The organism is Nitratidesulfovibrio termitidis HI1 (assembly GCF_000504305.1).
Lineage (GTDB): Bacteria > Desulfobacterota > Desulfovibrionia > Desulfovibrionales > Desulfovibrionaceae > Cupidesulfovibrio > Cupidesulfovibrio termitidis.
In genome coordinates, this window is the sequence record NZ_KI632512.1 from 1,984,525 (window position 1) to 2,001,531 (window position 17,007).

A 17,007-nucleotide genomic window follows, 5' to 3' on the forward strand; every position below is an offset into this window, starting at 1 on the left:
TTGGTTGGCCCGTTGTGCAAAAAATTTCTCGCAAGAAAAAACATTCGTTATTTCAATATATTAAGCGCTCGACATTTCGCGCTCCACGGCTGGCGCAAGCCGGACTCCGGCAGGACGCGCCCGCCGGCATCAGCCGAAACGGTGCGCGGCGATGGTGGCGCCCATGGCCCGACAGGCGAATACCCGCTCCCCCACATCCGTATCGGCGGCACCGGCAGCCACCATCAGCGGCAGCAGATGGTCCTCGCGGGGGTGCGCGTCGCGGGCGGCCGGGGCGGTCTGCCAGCGGGCCAGGGCGTGGTTGCGCCGCTGCGGGTCCGCGTCGGTGACCGTGGCGGTGAGCCAGGCGTCGAACACGTCGGAGTCCGGCAGGGGCAGATTGTCGGCCCGGCGGAAGGCCCGCATGTTGTGGTAGCTCATGCCACTGCCCACCAGCAGCACGCCCTGGTCGCGCAGGGGAGCCAGGGCGCGGCCCAGCGCAATGTGCGCGGCCGGGTCCAGGTCGTGGCGCATGGATATCTGCAACGTGGGAATGGCGGCCTGCGGCCACGCCAGCAACAACGGCACGAACACCCCGTGGTCGAAGTCGCGCCGGGGATCTTCGCCAAGGGGCATGCCCGCCCCGGCCAGCAGCTCGCGCACGCGGGGGAACAGGTGCGGGGCGGGCGGCGCGGGCCATTGCAGTTCGTAGGTGTGCGGCGGAAAGCCGTAATAGTCGAACAGCAGCCCGGGATCGGGCGTGGTGGCCAGGGTGAAGTCGCGCTCTTCCCAATGGGCGGAGATGACCAGCAGGGCGGCGGGGGGCTCCGGCAGTGATCCGGGCAGCGCGCGCAACCATGCGGCCAGCGCGTTCCAGGTGTCGGGCGGGGTCCAGTCCATGAAGAAGCAGGGGCCGCCGCCGTGCGGAATGTAGAAAACGGGTTGCCGGGCCATGGATTCACCTCGCTGTCATCCGGCAGGAACCGCCTGCCGGGAAAATGCCGCCCCGAAATGCTGCCGGATACATGCCGCCCTGGAAAGGCAACCCTGGAAATGCCGACGGACACGCCACGCCGCACCCCAAGGCTGCGACGCCGTGTCCGTCCAATGCCCCGCGCCGTGATGCGCAAGGCAATCCGGAACCGCTGGTGCCGGCTAGATCCTGCGCCCCAGGTCCGCGGTATCCACGCCGTACAGGTGCGAGGCCTGCGGCGCGGATTCTCCGTTATCCTCATCCACCACCGAATACCCGGTGACGTCAAGGGTGAAGTAGCCTTCCTCGATCTGACTGGCGACGCCGGTCACCACCACTTCCAACCCGTCCAGTTCCAGATCGGTGACGCCCCGCAGCAGAAAGATGCGGTCGTCCATGGTTTCCAGCAGCGGGCCGTCATCGGTCACAACCACCACGCCGGTCACCACCACCTCGGGGGTTTCCGGCCCCAGGGTCATGCCCGTCGCGCGGGCCGCCGTCCCCGCAAGCATCCAGTTTGCCAGCAGCACCAGCAGCAGCGCCGCCATTACCGTCCGCAGCCCTCGCCGCGCGGGCGCCGCCGCGCCGCGCATCCCTTCCTGTATCCGCGCCTTCATGTTCCTGCCCTCTTCCTTGCGCACTGTCCTTGCCCAGCCCTTGCGCACCAAAACACCGCGCCCGGCGCTTTCGCCGACAAACCTACCCCGCCCCGTCCACAACCATGAAATCGCGCACCGTGAACAGCAGCCGTCCGTCACGCGCCGCCAGCCAGCCCGTGGCCGTCACCTTGCGGCGGCACAGGCCCAGCAGGTCCGGATGCTCAGCCACGTTGCCCACCACCAGCTCGCGCTCGCGGTCGTCGGCAATGAGCACCCCGGCAACCTCGAAATTCTTGCCCCAGGCGTCCGGCAACACATACCCGGTGCCGGACACCAGCGATTCCCCTTCCCGCCCCTGCTGCCCCTGTTGCCCCTGTTGCCCCTGCGCCGCCGAGGCCGGGGAACCTGCACCGCCCACGGCGTCGGCGGGCCCCCCGGAGCCTTCGGGAAGCCCGCCGCGCGGGTCGGAGACCTGTTGTCGGGACGTGGCGACAGCGGAAACCGTGCCGTTTCGGTCCCCATGCGGGTATTGCCGGGAATCCATGACCAGTGCTGAGCACTTTTCGCGCCATATCGGCAAGTTGGCGCTCTTTCTAGATTTTTTGTATACCCCCCGGCAAAACAGGAACTGTAACTTCTTATATTTACAGGTTGTGTGATCACCACACCGCAGAATATCCTCTAACTTGCCATTGTGCGCTGACATATCAATCCATAACATTGTGAATAAAAATGAAATATCAAATAATAAGAACCAATGGTTCTCGAAATAGAAAAAAAGAATTCAAAGTTCTCTTTTTACGTCACTTGCCCAGAAACACAGCGCGCCGATGGCGAACTTCCTCCACCATCGGCGCGCTGCATGCCGGACAAGGTCAACACTCCGAAATTCCCAGGGGGCGTTTTCCGAGCAGGCGGGCACACTAGCCGCGCAGTTTGTAATCTTCCTTGCGCAGCCCGTGCCGGGTCATCAGCTTGTGCAGTTGCCGGGTGGTCACTCCGGCCAAAGCCGCAGTACGTTGCACGCTGCCCCCGCACTGGGCCAGCGCCCGTTCCAGATAGGCCCGTTCGAACACGTCCACCGAACGTCGGCGCGCCTCGGCCAGGGGCAGGGTGGTATCCACCGTGGCCAGCCGCCCGCCCCCGCCGGGGCCGAAGAATTCCGCCGGAAAGCTGTCCGGCGTGAGCACGGTGCCGCCTTCAAGAATGCAGGCCCGCTCGATGAGGTTTTCCAGTTCGCGCACGTTGCCCGGCCAGTCGTAGCCCATGAAGGCGTCGATGACCTCCGGGTGGATGGACCGGATGTCCTTGACCATCTGGGCGTTGTAGCGGCGCACGAACAGTTCGGCCAGCAGCAGCAGGTCTTCCTTGCGTTCGCGCAGGGGCGGCACGTCCACCGGAAACACGTTGAGCCGGTAGTACAGGTCGCGCCGAAAGCGCCCCTGTGCGCACAAGGCGGCCAGGTCCTCGTTGGTGGCGGCAATGACCCGCACGTCGGCGCGCAGCACCGCCTCGCCCCCCACCCGCTGGTAGGCCCGATCTTGCAGCACGCCCAGCAGCTTGATCTGGGCCGACTGGCTGACGGTGCCGATTTCGTCCAGAAAGATGGTGCCGCCCTCTGCTATTTCGAACTTGCCCGGCTTCTTGCGCACCGCGCCGGTAAATGCGCCCTTCTCGTGGCCGAACAGTTCGCTTTCGATCAGCGTGTCCGGAATGGCCCCGCAGTGCACGCTGATGAACCGCCGCGTGCGCCGGTTGCTGTGGTTGTGGATGAGCCGGGCGATAAGGCTCTTGCCGGTGCCCGTCTCGCCCGTGAGCAGCACGGTGCTGCGCGTGCCCGCCACCAGCCGCACCTTGTCGAACACCTCGCGCATGCGCGGGCTGTTGGTGTGGGCCAGGTCCACCCCGTCGCCCGCCCAGTGGCGGTCGCGCAGGTAGTCCAGTTCCGAGCGCACCAGCGCCGATTCGTGCAGCTTCTGGGCGACAAGGCGCACCTCCTCTTCCAGCAGGGGGTATGGCAGGTAGCCACCGGCCCCGGCCTGCACCGCGTCCACGGCGTGGCGCACGGCATCGGCATCGGCCAGCACGATGATTTCGGCGGAGGGCACCCGGCGCTTCACCTCCCACACCGCCTCGTGCAGCACGCGGCGCGAGGGCTCGCGCCCTTCCAGCAGCAGGCCAAGGTCGATCATCACCATGTCCAGAGCGCGACCGGTGGCCTGGGCCAGCGCCTCGGCCCTGGTGCGGCAGGGAATGACCGTGACGTCGCCGGAAAAGCTGGTGCGCAGCACATGCAGGGCGTCTTCGTGCGGGGTGACGGCGAGCAGGTATTTCATGTGGTCCTCGTTGCCCATTCGCCTATGGGAAGCCGGGCCGGAGCGCAAGCCCCGCAGCGGGACGCCGCGTTTTCAACCTGAGGTGTCATTTGTATTTCTTTACATTTCCTGCGGCAATCCATAGGCTGTAGCAATGAAAAATCCGGGCATGGCACGGCGACGCTGGAACCCCTCCGTGCCTGCCCGCAGCACTTCGGAGGTACGCATGTTCTCTCGCTGTTTCCCCGGGCGACGCTCCGCCGCCGCCCTGTTGCTGACGCTTCTGGCCCTGGCTCTTGCGCCCGGCATGACTCGTGCGGCCCACGCAGCCGACGCGGACACCATCATCGGGGCCGTTGACGATGCCATGCGCCAGGCCGACCGGGCGCGCGACGCCTACGACCGCGTCCGCACTTCGGGCGACCGCGACGCCACGGCGCGCTACGAGCGGGAATGGCGCGATTCCGAATACAAGCTGGAAGACGCCCGCATCGAAAACCTGTCGCGCGAATCGGGCATGTCGCCCGCGCGCATCCGCTCCATGCGCGAATCGGGCATGGGTTGGGGACAGGTGGCCAAGGAAGCGGGAGCGCACCCCGGTTCGCTGGGAGTGGGCCATTCCAAGGGCAAGAAGGGCAGCTGGAACCGCGACGACGACCGCGACCTGTACCGCGATTACTACCGGGACCGCCATGGCAAGGCCGGGCAGGACAAGCGGGACAAACAAGACAGGACCGGACGGGACAAGGACCGCCATGCCGACGACGGCGACCGGGACGGAAAACCCGGCAAGGGCGGCAAGCACGACAAGCACGAGGGCAGCAAGGCTGGCAAGGACGGCAAGCATGGCCGTGACGACTATCTCGAAGACGGCAAGGGCAAGGGGAAGGGGAAGAAGTAGACGCCGGGACACGTGAGCCCCCCACGCAATTCCCGGCGGTGATCTCCTGCTGGCCCTGCCCCGTTCCCGCACTGCCCCTGCGATCTCCCGTACGCATTGCCTCCGGTGTCTTTACAAGCACGCGGCGACATGGCTAGGTTGCGCCATCGTCCCCCGTGCCCCCGGCGGCCCACCGCCGGAACCATTCCTACACCCCGCATTGCAGGAGCGCGCCAATGGCCCAACGCACCGCCATCATCCCCGCCGGAGCCCCCGCACCGGTCGCCCCCTATTCCCCCGGCCTTGCCTGCGGGGGACTGCTGTTCGTTTCCGGCCAGTTGCCCGTGGACCCGGCCACCGGCACCTTCGTGGAAGACGACATGGGCGCCCGTGCCCGCCAGTGCCTGCGCAACGTGCAGGCCGTGGCCCAGGCCGCCGGAGCCGACCTTGACCGGGTGGTCAAGGTCACCGTGTTCCTTACCGATCTGGCCGACTTCGCGGCCATGAACGCCGCCTACGGCGAATTCTTCACCGCGCCCTTCCCGGCGCGCTCCACCATCCAGGTGGCCGCGCTGCCGCTGGGGTCGAACATCGAGATCGAGGCCATCATCGATCTGCCGTAACGGGCCAAAACGGCCCCTGCCCGCGCGTTCACGATGCACGGCGCGCCCGATCCGTCCTGCGGGTCGGGCGCGCCGCCGCGTTTGTCATCCCGCTTCCCTGCGCTCTCCACCGCCGCCAGCCCGATCCTCCTCCCCGCCTCACTCCCCGGAACCGCTTCACGGCCCCTGCCCGCGGCCCCCATTTCCACGAGCCGACACAGGCGGCCCGCCAGGATGCGTCCACTTTTTCCGGACAATCAGAGGATCTCCCCGCCCTGCCCCATTGACCTCCCACGGTGATGGGGATATTCCCTGCACATGAGAATGATTTTCAACTTCGAAACGCCGCGCCGCCGAAGCGGACCTGCCGCCGTCAGCGTGGGGGACGGGCCATGCTGAGCACCCTGCTGCACCAGTTCGCGGAATCCCTCGGCAACGCCATCGACGCCAAGGACGCCCACACCCGCTCGCATTCGGAAGAAGTGGCCGTGGCCGCCTTTCTGCTGGCGCGCACAATGGGATTTTCTCCGACGGACGCCGACCGCGTGCACGTGGCCGGGCACCTGCACGACATAGGAAAAATCGGCGTGCCCGACGCCGTGCTGCTGAAGGCGGGCACCCTGACCCCCGAAGAATGGGAACACATGCGCGCCCACCCGGTCATCGGGGCGCGTATCGTCAGCCCGGTGGCGGACCTGGCCGACGAAGGCGTGGCCGCCATGATCCTGCACCACCATGAACGGTGGGACGGTCGGGGCTACCCGCACGGCCTGCGCGGCGAGTCCATCCCCCTTGGCGCGCGCATCATCGCCCTGGCGGACAGCCTGTCCGCCATGCTCCAGCACCGTCCCTACCGTCCGGCCCTGCGGTTCGAGCAGGCCGAGGCGGAACTGCTGCGCTGCTCCGGCAGCCAGTTCGACCCCGCCGTGGTGCAGGCCTTCGTTGCCGTGCGCGACGAGATGCACCGGGCCTTCAGCACGCCGCAGCCGCCCCGGTCAGCGTTGGGCGGCACCGCATCCATCGTCGTGGCCAGTTGCTGCCGCCCCGCCACGGCGCCGCGCGCCCTCGTGCCCGACGCAAAACCCGCCCCCGGCGCCGCCCCGCCGTCCGAAACAACCGCCACCCCGGCGGCCTCCCCCATCGGCCCTGGCGCGACGGGCAGTGCCGACCCCGTCCGCCGCAACGACATCACCGCCCCACGGAGCGCCACATGGGAAGACACGTGGGAAGACGGTCGCGCCACGCCGCGCGGCCTGCTGATCCCGGTGCCCGCATGAACCACACCACCTCGTGCAATACCGGTGCGCCCGGCTCCGTTGGTCCCGCCGGTTCCTCCGGCCCCTCCGGCGCAGCCCGCGCCACGGACACTGTCTCCGCGTCGGGGCTGACCCTGGCCATGCCCCGATGGCTGCGCCGCGTCGTCGATGCCTTCTGGCGCGGCGTGGATGCGCTGAACCCGCGCACCCGGCTGGCCATCGCGCTGTTTCTGGTGGTGGTGGCGCCCGCCGGGGTATTGCTGCACCACCTGGAATCGCAGGGCCGCGCCGTGCTGCCGGGGCTGCCCCGCGCACTGCCCGTGAGCATCTATGATGACGTGGTCCTTGCCGTGGCCCTGTACCTGGCCGGGGCGCTGGTGCTGTGCATCCCCATGGCCGGGTTGATCTGCCGCTTCGTGCTGCTGCGCGACATCCGCGAGATCAACGTCTTCTGCCTAGCCCTGCGCGAAGGACGCCAGCCGCGCCCGCTGGCGCTGCCCAACGAGCAGGAGGACGAGCACGACCTGCTGCGCCTGAAACGCAACCTGGAATGGATGGCCCATCTGGTGGCCAGCCGCGAACGGCACCTGATGGCCCGTCTGGAGGCCACGGACAGCCGCGCCCGACACATGGAGGAACTGGCCGTGCGCGACGCGCTGACCGGCCTGTTCAACCGCCGCCATTTCGAACGCCGCCTGACGGAACTGGCCGGTGAAGCGCGGCTGCGCCCGCCCTTCCACCTGATGCTGGTGGACTGCGACCGCTTCAAGGCCGTCAACGACACCCACGGGCATGCGGCGGGCGACGAGCTGCTGCGCCTGCTGGGCGACGTCATCGCCGAGGCCGTGCGCGCGGGCACCGACACGCCCTGCCGCATCGGGGGCGACGAGTTCGGCATCCTGTTCGCCTGCCCGGACGAGAATTCCGTGCGCGCCGTGGCCGAACGCATCCGTCACCGCTTCTCGCAGTGCCAGAACCACGGCTGCACCCTGAGCATCGGCATCGCCCGCTACCGCCAGCAGGGCGAAGGCCGCGCCGATGCCGCCTGCCAACTGGCCCCGGTGACCGACGCGGGCAACGCCGCCTGCGCTGGCCAGGGCGCGCCCCTGGCCGTGCAGGCCATGGTGGCCCGCGCCGACGGCGCGGTGTACGCGGTGAAGCGGCGCGGCGGCGACGGCATCGCCGTGCGGTAGGAGGATATTCCTTCGTCCCCGGTACAGCGTTCCTCATCTCCAGACAACAACACCCCCGCCGATGCCGCGCATCGACGGGGGTGTTCCGTCACTATCGTGTCCGTACAGGGCTGCGTTCGTTGCCCGCAGCGGCCGTGGCGCGACCCGCCGCCCCTAAGCCTGTTCCTGCGGCACGGCCCGTTCGTTGCCCAGCGCGCGGCCCATCTTGCGTTGCAGCCAGCGGCTCAGCTTGTCCAGGTACATGTAGTACACCGGGGTGATGTACAGGGTCAGCATCTGCGACACCATCAGGCCGCCCACCACGGCAAGGCCCAGCGGCCTGCGTTCTTCCGCACCCGCGCCGAAGCCCACGGCGATGGGCAGCGCGCCCATCAGCGCGGCCATGGTGGTCATCATGATGGGCCGGAAGCGCACGAGGCAGCCGTGGAAGATGGCGTCCGCCGGGGCGCGGCCCTCCACGCGCTCGGACTCGATGGCGAAGTCGATCATCATGATGGCGTTCTTCTTCACGATGCCGATCAGCATGATGATGCCCACGAAGGCGTACAGGTTCAGGTCGTACCCGAAGAACATCAGCGTGAGCAGCGCGCCCATGCCCGCCGAGGGCAGGCCCGAAAGGATGGTCAGCGGGTGGATGAAGCTTTCGTACAGGATGCCCAGCACGATGTAGATCACGAACACCGCCAGGGCCAGCAGCACGGCCATGCCTTGCAGCGAATTCTGGAAGGCCTGTGCCGTGCCCTGGAACGAGCCCACCACGTCGGCGGGCAGCAGTGGCGCCGCCACCTGCTCGACCTGCGCCACCCCGTCGCCCAGGGCCACGCCGGGCCGCAGGTTGAAGGACACGGTGACCGAGGGCAACTGGCCGGAATGGTTCACCGAAAGCGGCCCCACCCCTTCGCTGAGGCTGGCCAGGGTGTCCAGCGGCACCAGCATGCCGGAGTTGGCCCGCACGTACAGCAGCGGCAGCACGGAGGCATCACGCTGGTATTCGGGCAAGAGTTCCAGCAGCACCGCGTAGTCGTTGGTGGGCGCGTAGATGGTGGACACCTGCCGCGAACTGAAGCCCGACTGCAATGCCTCTTCGATACGCTGGGCCGACACGCCAAGGGCCGCCGCCTTGTCGCGGTGGATGGTCACGCGCACTTCGGGGTTCTTCAGTTGCAGGTCGCTGGTCACGTCCTGCAGGCCCGGCAGGGTGCGCATCCGTTCTTCAAGCAGCGGGGCCACCCGGTACAGTTCTTCCGTATCCGGCCCCAGAATGGTGTACTGATACAGGCTCTTGGTGGTGCGCCCGCCGATGTTGATGGACGGCGGGTTGGACACGAAGGCCTGGATGCCGGGCAGGGTGTTCAGTTTCGGCCGCAGCCGCTGGATGACCTGTTCCGGCGTTTCCTTGCGCTGGTGGCGGTCCTTCAGCATGATCACCAGCCGCCCGGCGTTGCCGCCAAGGTTCGGCCCGCCCGGCCCCACGATGGAGGTGAACGAAGCGATGGCCGGATCCGCCGCCAGCACGGCGTGCAGGGCGGTCTGGTTGCGCACCATGGCGTCGGACGAGATGGACTGGTCCGCCTCGGTGAAGCCGGCAAGCTGGCCGGTGTCGCCGCTGGGCAGAAACCCCTTGGGCATGATCACGAACAGCCACACCGTCAGCCCCAGCACGCACAGGGACACCAGAAAGGTCATGAAATGGTGGCGCGTGGTGAAGCGCAGGCTGCGCTCGTAGATGTGCAGCAGCCCGTCGAAGAACGCCTCCAGCGCGTTGTACACGCGGCCATGACGTTCCGCGCCGTGCGGCTTCAGGAAGCGGCTGCACAGCATGGGCGTGAGCGACAGCGAAACCACGCCCGAAAGACCGATGGCCACCATGATGACCACCGAGAATTCGCGAAACAGCCGCCCCACCACCCCGCCCATGAACAGCACGGGAATGAACACCGCCGCCAGCGAGATGGTCATGGAGATGATGGTGAAGCCGATCTCCTTCGAGCCGTCCAGGGCGGCCTGCATGACCGGCTTGCCCATTTCCTTGTGGCGCACGATGTTCTCGAGCATGACGATGGCGTCGTCCACCACGAAGCCCACGGCCAGCGTCAGCGCCATCAGCGACAGGTTGTCCAGGCTGTGCCCGAACACGTACATCAGGGCAAAGGTGCCCACCACCGACATGGGCAGGGCCAGGCTGGGAATGACCGTGGCCGACAGGCTGCGCAGGAACAGGAAGATCACCAGCACCACCAGCACCACGGTGAGCACCAGGGTGAACTTCACGTCGTCCACCGATTCGCGGATGGTCTGCGAGCGGTCGTACATCACGTTCAGCTGCACCGAGGCGGGCAACTGGCGCTCGAAGGCGGGCAGCAGATCCTTCACCGCGTTGACCACGGCCACGGTGTTGGTGCCCGGCTGGCGCTGCACGGCCAGCACCAGCCCGCGCGTGTCGTTGAACCAGGTGAACTGCTTGTCCTGCTCCACGCTGTCGATGACCCGGCCCACCTCGCCAAGGCGCACGGGTGAACCGTCGCGCCAGGTGACCACCATGGGCCTGTACGACGCGGCGTCGAACAACTGCCCGCTGGCCTGGATGTTGCGGGTGGTGTGGTCGCCCTGCAGGGTGCCGGTGGGCAGGTTGACGTTGGAATTGGCGATGGCCGAGGCCACCTCGTCCAGGCCGATGCCCCGCGTGGCCAGGGCACGCGGGTCCACCTGGGCGCGCACCGCGTACTTCTGCTGGCCATACACCTGCACCTGGGCCACCCCCGCCACCATGGAGATGCGCTGGGCCAGCATGGTGTCCGCGTATTCGTTCACCTGCGACAGGGGCAGGGTGGGCGAGGTGAGCGCAATGTACAGGATGGGCTGGTCGGCGGGGTTCACCTTGCGGAAGTAGGGCGGCGTGGTCATGTCGTCGGGCAGGCGGCGCGCCGCCTGCGAGATGGCCGACTGCACGTCCAGCGCCGCCGCGTCGATGTCGCGGTCGAGGGCGAACTGGATGGTGATGCGGGTGCGCCCCAGCGTGCTCGACGAGGTCATGGAGTCGATGCCCGCGATGGTGGCGAACTGCCGCTCCAGCGGGGTGGCCACGGCGCTGGCCATGGTTTCCGGGTCGGCCCCGGAAAGCTCGGCCGTCACCTGGATGGTGGGAAAGTCCACGTTGGGCAGGTCGCTTACCGGCAGGTTGCGGTAGCCCACCACCCCGAACAGGAACAGGGCCAGCATGACCAGACAGGTGGTCACCGGCCTGCGGATGAAGAACGCCGCGATGTTCACTGGCGCGCCTCCGCCGGGGCCGCGCCCTTGCCCTTGTCGGGTTCGCCGGGCTTGTCGGCGGGCGCCGCACCGGCGGAGGCCCTTTCCTCCACCACCGCGCCGGGGGTCAGGCGCAGGTGGCCGTCCACCACCACCCGCTCGCCCGCGGCCACGCCGTCCTCGACGACGATCCTGCCCGCGTTGGTCATCCCGGTACGCACCTTGCGCAACTGCACGGCGTTGTCCTGCCCCACCACATAGGCGAACAGCCCCTGGCTGCCGGTCTGCACCGCCTGCGAGGGCACCACCACCACGCCCGGCAAGGCGCCCAGTTCCGCGTACACGTCCACGAACTGGCCGGGCCACAGTGCCCGCGCCTCGTTGGCAAAGGTGCCGCGCATGCGGATGGTGCCGGTGGCGGTGTTCACCGCATTGTCCACGAAGGTCACCGTGCCCCGCGCGGAACCGCCGTCACCCTTCGCGCTCTCGCCCTTGCCGCCTTCCGTGGGGCCGGGCACGCGGGCCTCCACGGGCACGCCGCCCGCCGCCATCTGCCTGCGCGCGACGGCCAGATGCATTTCCGGCAGGGCAAACCCCACGTAGATGGGCTCTATCTGGTCGATGACCACCAGCACCGTGTCTGCCCCGGCACGCACCATGTTGCCCAGGTCCACCCTGACTTGCCCGGCGCGGCCCGACATGGGCGCGGTGATGGTGGTGTACGAAAGCTGCACCATTGCCGTTTCCACCGCGGCCTCGTCGGCGCGCACGGTGGCGCGCAGCGAATCGGCGGTGGAACGGTACTGCTCGTACTGGTCGCGGCTGACGTAGCCGTCGGCCACCAGCTTTTCGAAGCGGCGCACGTCCTCGTCGGCCTTGACCAGCAGCACGCGGTCGCGCTGCAGCCTGGCCTGGGCCTCGTTCAGCGCCGCCTCCAGCGCGCGGCGGTCCAGGGTGAACAGCAGGTCGCCCTTGCGCACGTCCTGCCCTTCCTTGAAGTGCACCCCCACTATCTGGCCGTCCACGCGCGACTTCACGGACACCGTGGCGTAGGGCTCCACGTTGCCCACGGTGCGCACCACCACGGGCAGGTCGAGCTTTTCGGCCAGGGCCGTGGCCACCGGGACGGGACGCTTCTGGGACTTGGCCTTGGCGGCGTCGTCCCCGCCGGAACAGCCAGCCAGCAGGACCAAGAGCAACAGCGGGACAGCCAGCAAGGGCAGAAGCGCCGCAGCGCGCCGGGCAGGCGCAACGGAAGAAGGGACAGCGGGACAGGCCCCAAGCTGGGGCCGGAATTGGGCGTCGATGTTCATGCGGGGTTCCGTTGGCGGCTGGGAGTGGAGGGGGATGCGGCGCTCGACGTTGCGCCGTCGGTGCTGTCCGGGGAGTCGGGGTAGTCAGGGCAATCGGGGCAATCGGGGCAATCGGGTGATGCGGGGGGTACGGCATGCAGACGCTCGCGCAGGGCCGCGATGCCCGCCAGGGAAAAGGCGGTGATGTGTTCCTCCAGCTCGTCGAGGCTGGCGGCATCGTACGAAATTTCGGGGTACAGCAGTGGAATGATGTTCCGCGCGAAGTGGTGGTACAGGCTCTGCCCCACCACGCTCAGCGCGCACAGGGCCACGGCGCGGGTGCGGTCCGGCTCGTCCAGCAGTTCGCGCACCGTTTCGGCCAGATAGCCCGCCCGCGTGCCGATGACCTTGCCCACGATGTCGCCGATGACCCCGGTGGGGTCGGTCATCTCGCGGATGAGCAGACGGTTGTACCATTCCGGACGGCGCGCGCCGCGCGTGCGGTGCAACTGCGAATGGATGAAGGCGCGCAGCCGGGCTTCCGGCGTGGCGGCGCCGGACGGGCCGCAGGCCACTTCGCCGGGCACGCGGTGCGGCATGCCGGACGGGGGCAACGGCGGTTCCGGAAAGGGTTGCAGCAGCACCGCGCGGTACAGGCCCTGCTTGTCGCCGAAATGGTACTTCACCAGGGCCACGTTGACGCCCGCGCGGCGGCATATCTCGCGCAGCGAGGCGCGGTGGAAGCCCAGTTCCGCAAAGGTTTCGCCCGCTGCGGCCATGATGCGCGCCCGGCTGTCCGGACTCTGGCTGTTCGGGCCACCGGCAGCAGGCGGGGCGACGGCGGGAACCGCATTGGCTGGCTCGTTCTGGAGAGGGGAGGATGCCGGCGCCTGTGCCGACGCCTGATCCTGCCCCCCGTCCGGCGCATGCTCTGGCACACGCTCCGGCACACGCTCTGGCGCATGCTCTGGCGCATGCTCCGGCGTGATCACGCCCCGCGCGGTCGTGCGCGTTTCGCGTTCGGGAGGTGCAGCGGGCTGGCGGGCAGACAGGGCGTCGTGCATGAGGCATCCGGGCGGCGCGGCCACAAACGGCCACGGCAAAAAGGAAGGGCGGCCCCCATCCGCAAGGCGGATGCCACAAGGCCATGCACGGCCCATCAATGCGGGCCGGACATCCCCGGTCTTTTCCGGAGGGCGTTCGGCCTACTTAAACGAGTGTTTAAGAAAGTCAATACCCTGTCAACACATTGTAATAAAAGCGCATCGAGGCTGCCCCCCATTCCTGTTCCACCATCTTGCCGCTTGTGCCCGTTCGCCACATGCTCCGTCGGGCGCGTTCATGGCGCGCTGTGCACGGGCAACGCCCCTCCGCGCCCTGCGCGCCGCCCGTGTCAACGGATGCGCTGCCGCGTTCGCCGCCACACCCTGCGATGGTTCCGCAGTGGGTCCGGGTCCCGAAACACCGCAGCGCCCCCCCCCAATCCCTCCGCACCGCCGCCAGGCTTTCCTGTCCGACCTTGCCGGGCGACATCCGGCAAGGCGGAGGATAATGGCCCAACGTCGCGCCCACTGCCGCGTGGCGCCCCTCGCGGTGCCTTTCCGTGCCCTGGGTATTGCTCCATGCTTGCGCAAATAAAAGCAATACTCATATATGAGACTTGCGCTAATTCCTACCTGCCAATTAGACTGTGTGACCAACCACCTGTAGTATTTTACAATTCCCTTGACGTTTCCGTATTGGCGGGACATAGAATCCCTGCGGGAATCCAAGGGCCCATGCCTGTAGGGGCATGCAATCCGTGAGCGGCGACACTCACCCGGAGGTGTCGCAGCTCTCCTTTGTCCTTTGTTACGAGGTGCGTATGCTGGACACCCTTGTCTTTGGAAGCGTCGTGTTTCCACTCTTAGCTGCCCTGGCGGTCTATTTCGTCAGGGGCGACGCCGCGCGCAACATCATCGTCCCGGTATCGGTGGCGATAACCGCCGCGGCGGCGGTGGGACTGGCGAGCGCGGGCTCGTTCTCCTACTCGCCCCAAGCCATTCTTGGCATCAGCCTCAACGGCCTGATCACCGTTCTTGATTTCGCCCTGCTCGCGTTCATCTTCATCATCGCGCTGCGCATGGGCAACCTGCTTATCATGGGCCTGACGGTCCTGCAGGTGCTGGGTCTGGCCTACCTGGACTTCTTCCTGGCGGACCACGGCGCGCAGATTACCGGCTTCTATGCCGACAGCCTGTCGCTGACCATGGTGCTGATCATCTCCATCGTGGGGGGCCTGATCTGTTTTTACGGCCTTGGCTACATGAAGGAACACGAGGAGCACCTGCACCTCGCCAAGAGCCGCCAGCCGCGGTTCTTCTTTTTCATGCTGCTCTTCCTGGGCGCCATGAACGGCCTGGTGCTGGCCAACAACCTGTCGTGGATGTACTTCTTCTGGGAAGTGACCACCCTGTGCTCGTTCATGCTCATCGGGCATGACGGCACCGACGAGGCCAAGACCAACGCCACCCGCGCCCTGTGGATGAACATGGCGGGCGGCGTCGCCTTCGTGGCGGCGCTCATGTTCCTGCAGAAGAGCATGGGCACCCTTTCGGTGCAGGACATCCTGGCCAAGTCGACCGCGCCCGGCATGAAGACCGCGGCGCTGCTGCTGCCCATGGCCTTCCTGTGCTTCGCGGGCTTCACCAAGGCCGCGCAGGTGCCCTTCCAGAGCTGGCTGTGCGGCGCCATGGTGGCTCCCACCCCGGTCTCCGCGCTGCTGCACTCGTCCACCATGGTCAAGGCGGGCGTGTACCTGGTCATCCGCATGGCCCCGGCCTATCAGGGCACCATGCTTTCCGCCGCCGTGGCCATCTTCGGCGCGTTCACCTTCATCGCCGCATCCGCCCTGGCCGTTGGCCAGAGCAACGGCAAGAAGGTGCTGGCCTACTCCACCATCGCCAACCTGGGCCTGATCATCGCCTGCGCGGGCATCAACACCTCGGCCGCCATCGCCGCCGCCGTGATGCTGATCATCTTCCACGCCATCTCCAAGGGCCTCTTGTTCCTGTGCGTGGGCGCCATCGAGCAGAAGATCGGCTCGCGCGACATCGAAGCCATGCGCGGCCTGTTCAAGGTGATGCCCCGCACCGCGGTGATCACCGTCATCGGCATCGTGACCATGATGCTGCCGCCCTTCGGCATGCTGCTGGCCAAGTGGATGGCCCTTGAATCCGCCGCCACCGCCACCGCCGCCATGCCTCCGCTGGTGATCATGCTGGCCCTCGGCAGCGCCCTGACGGTGCTGTTCTGGGCCCGCTGGGCCGGCGTGATGCTGGGTTCCACCATGCCGGGCGAAAACCCGCCCGCCGAACGTCAGCCCTTCTCGGTGCGCCTGCCGCTCCTGCTGCTGGCCGTCGGCGCCGTGGGCCTGTCGCTGCTGTCTCCCTTCGTCTACAGCATGCTGGTGGCCCCGGCCACAGCCCTGTATGCCAAGGCCACGGCCTACACCGTCACCATGGGCGTGTTCGAGAACAACGCCGGGGTGTTCGCGGTGTACCCGCTGTTCCTGCTGCTGGGCGTGGGCTTCATGTATGCACTGCGCGCCGCGAAGAAGGTTGGCCCCGAAGCGGCCAGCCTGCCCTACATGGGCGGTTCGCAGAAGGTTGTGGACGGCAAGATCGGCTTCAACGGCCCCATGAACGGGTTCGTGGAAACCGCCGCCGGCAACTACTACCTGGAAGCCCTGTTCGGTGAATCCAAACTCTCCAAGTCCATCAACGTGATCGCCATCGTACTGCTTGCGGTCATGCTCGGGGGGGTGCTGTAATGCTGACGTTCATCGCCGCTCTCATCGGGCTTGCCCTCACCCCGGTGGTCGGGGGCCTTCTGGCCGGCGTCGACCGCCGCGTCACCGCCCGCCTGCAGTCCCGCTTCGGCCCGCCCATCCTGCAGCCCTTCTACGACGTGCTGAAGCTGCTGGGCAAAGCGCCCATGGTGGTCAACTCGTGGCAGGTCATGTCGGCCTACATCTACGTGATGTCCTCTGCCCTGGCCGTGCTGCTGTTCTTCATGCAGGGCGACCTGCTCTTGCTCTTCTTCGTCATGACCATCGGCGCGGTGTTCCAGGTGGTGGGCGCGCTTTCCGTGCCCTCTCCCTACGCCCAGGTGGGCGCCCAGCGCGAACTCTTGCAGATGCTGGCCTACGAGCCGCTGATCATCGTGGTGTTCGTGGGCATTTCCATGGCTACCGGCAGCTTCAAGATCGCCGACGTGTACGCCATGGACAAGCCGCTGCTGCTCAGCATGCCCTTCCTGTTCATTGCGCTGGGCTACGCGCTGACCATCAAGCTGCGCAAGTCGCCCTTCGACATCTCGGCCTGCCACCACGCCCACCAGGAACTGGTGCGCGGCGTGCTGACCGAATACTCCGGCCCGCACCTGGCGCTGCTGGAAATCGGCCACTGGTTCGACGTGGTGCTCATCCTGGGCCTGTGCTCGCTGTTCTGGCACACCAGCATCGTGGGCATGGTCGCCCTGCTGGTGGTGACCTACGCGGCGGAAATCCTGATCGACAACATCTGCGCGCGCATGACCTGGCCGTGGATGCTCAAGAACGTACTGGGCGTGGGTCTTGTGCTGTCGGTGTTCAACCTGCTCTGGCTCTACGTCAGCTAAGGGGAGGAGG

13 protein-coding genes are annotated in these 17,007 nt (G+C 67.3%); 6 read left to right on the forward strand and 7 right to left on the reverse strand.

Annotation, left to right across the window (positions count from 1 at the left end; all coding sequences use genetic code 11):
- Nucleotides 1-129: 129 nt before the first annotated feature.
- From DESTE_RS08165 to DESTE_RS08180, 4 genes are all read right to left on the reverse strand, one after another.
- Complete coding sequence (locus DESTE_RS08165; protein WP_035066771.1) at nt 130-933, reverse strand: DODA-type extradiol aromatic ring-opening family dioxygenase; 804 nt, start codon at nt 931-933, stop codon at nt 130-132.
- A gap of 201 nt (nt 934-1,134) precedes the next feature.
- Nucleotides 1,135-1,569 carry a hypothetical protein gene (locus tag DESTE_RS08170; protein ID WP_051384386.1) on the reverse strand — a complete coding sequence of 145 codons (435 nt, stop codon included), beginning with the start codon at nt 1,567-1,569 and terminating at the stop codon, nt 1,135-1,137.
- A gap of 82 nt (nt 1,570-1,651) precedes the next feature.
- Nucleotides 1,652-2,095: a hypothetical protein gene (locus tag DESTE_RS18375; RefSeq protein ID WP_245590780.1), complete on the reverse strand. Its 444-nt coding sequence runs from the start codon at nt 2,093-2,095 to the stop codon at nt 1,652-1,654.
- A 379-nt stretch (nt 2,096-2,474) separates the two neighbouring features.
- Entirely contained in the window at nt 2,475-3,887 is a 1,413-nt protein-coding gene (locus tag DESTE_RS08180; protein WP_035066774.1) for a sigma-54-dependent transcriptional regulator, read from the reverse strand.
- A gap of 205 nt (nt 3,888-4,092) precedes the next feature.
- Here DESTE_RS08180 and DESTE_RS17195 point away from each other — a divergent pair, with 205 nt between their 5' ends.
- From DESTE_RS17195 to DESTE_RS08205, 4 genes are all read left to right on the forward strand, one after another.
- On the forward strand, nt 4,093-4,767 hold the full coding sequence (locus DESTE_RS17195; protein WP_051384387.1) for a hypothetical protein: 675 nt from the start codon (nt 4,093-4,095) through the stop codon (nt 4,765-4,767).
- 215 nt (nt 4,768-4,982) lie between these two features.
- A complete protein-coding gene (locus DESTE_RS08195) occupies nt 4,983-5,369 on the forward strand; it encodes a Rid family detoxifying hydrolase (RefSeq protein WP_035066777.1) in 387 nt (128 codons plus the stop codon).
- Between the two features lie 371 nt (nt 5,370-5,740).
- Entirely contained in the window at nt 5,741-6,625 is an 885-nt protein-coding gene (locus tag DESTE_RS18615) for an HD domain-containing phosphohydrolase (RefSeq protein ID WP_035066780.1), read from the forward strand.
- Complete coding sequence (locus DESTE_RS08205; RefSeq protein ID WP_035066782.1) at nt 6,622-7,797, forward strand: GGDEF domain-containing protein; 1,176 nt, start codon at nt 6,622-6,624, stop codon at nt 7,795-7,797. Before DESTE_RS18615 ends, DESTE_RS08205 begins: the two co-directional genes overlap by 4 nt.
- A gap of 153 nt (nt 7,798-7,950) precedes the next feature.
- On the opposite strand, the gene DESTE_RS08210 is transcribed toward DESTE_RS08205, so the two are convergent.
- Genes DESTE_RS08210 through DESTE_RS08220 form a run of 3 tightly spaced genes read right to left on the reverse strand, consistent with a single transcriptional unit; the run spans nt 7,951 to nt 13,402 of the window.
- Complete coding sequence (locus DESTE_RS08210) at nt 7,951-11,067, reverse strand: efflux RND transporter permease subunit (RefSeq protein WP_035066784.1); 3,117 nt, start codon at nt 11,065-11,067, stop codon at nt 7,951-7,953.
- Complete coding sequence (locus DESTE_RS08215) at nt 11,064-12,359, reverse strand: efflux RND transporter periplasmic adaptor subunit (protein ID WP_035066785.1); 1,296 nt, start codon at nt 12,357-12,359, stop codon at nt 11,064-11,066. The genes DESTE_RS08210 and DESTE_RS08215 overlap by 4 nt, the downstream gene beginning before the upstream one ends.
- Nucleotides 12,356-13,402, reverse strand: coding sequence for a CerR family C-terminal domain-containing protein (locus DESTE_RS08220; protein WP_035066787.1), 1,047 nt, complete (start codon nt 13,400-13,402; stop codon nt 12,356-12,358). The genes DESTE_RS08215 and DESTE_RS08220 overlap by 4 nt, the downstream gene beginning before the upstream one ends.
- Nucleotides 13,403-14,202: 800 nt before the next feature.
- Between DESTE_RS08220 and DESTE_RS08225 the strand changes: the two genes are divergently transcribed.
- Both DESTE_RS08225 and DESTE_RS08230 read left to right on the forward strand, forming a co-directional pair.
- The gene (locus tag DESTE_RS08225; RefSeq protein WP_035066789.1) at nt 14,203-16,149 is read left to right on the forward strand and encodes an NADH-quinone oxidoreductase subunit 5 family protein; all 1,947 of its coding nucleotides are present in this window, start codon (nt 14,203-14,205) and stop codon (nt 16,147-16,149) included.
- Nucleotides 16,149-16,997, forward strand: a complete 849-nt coding sequence (locus DESTE_RS08230) for a respiratory chain complex I subunit 1 family protein (RefSeq protein WP_035066791.1) — start codon at nt 16,149-16,151, stop codon at nt 16,995-16,997. Before DESTE_RS08225 ends, DESTE_RS08230 begins: the two co-directional genes overlap by 1 nt.
- Nucleotides 16,998-17,007: the final 10 nt, after the last annotated feature.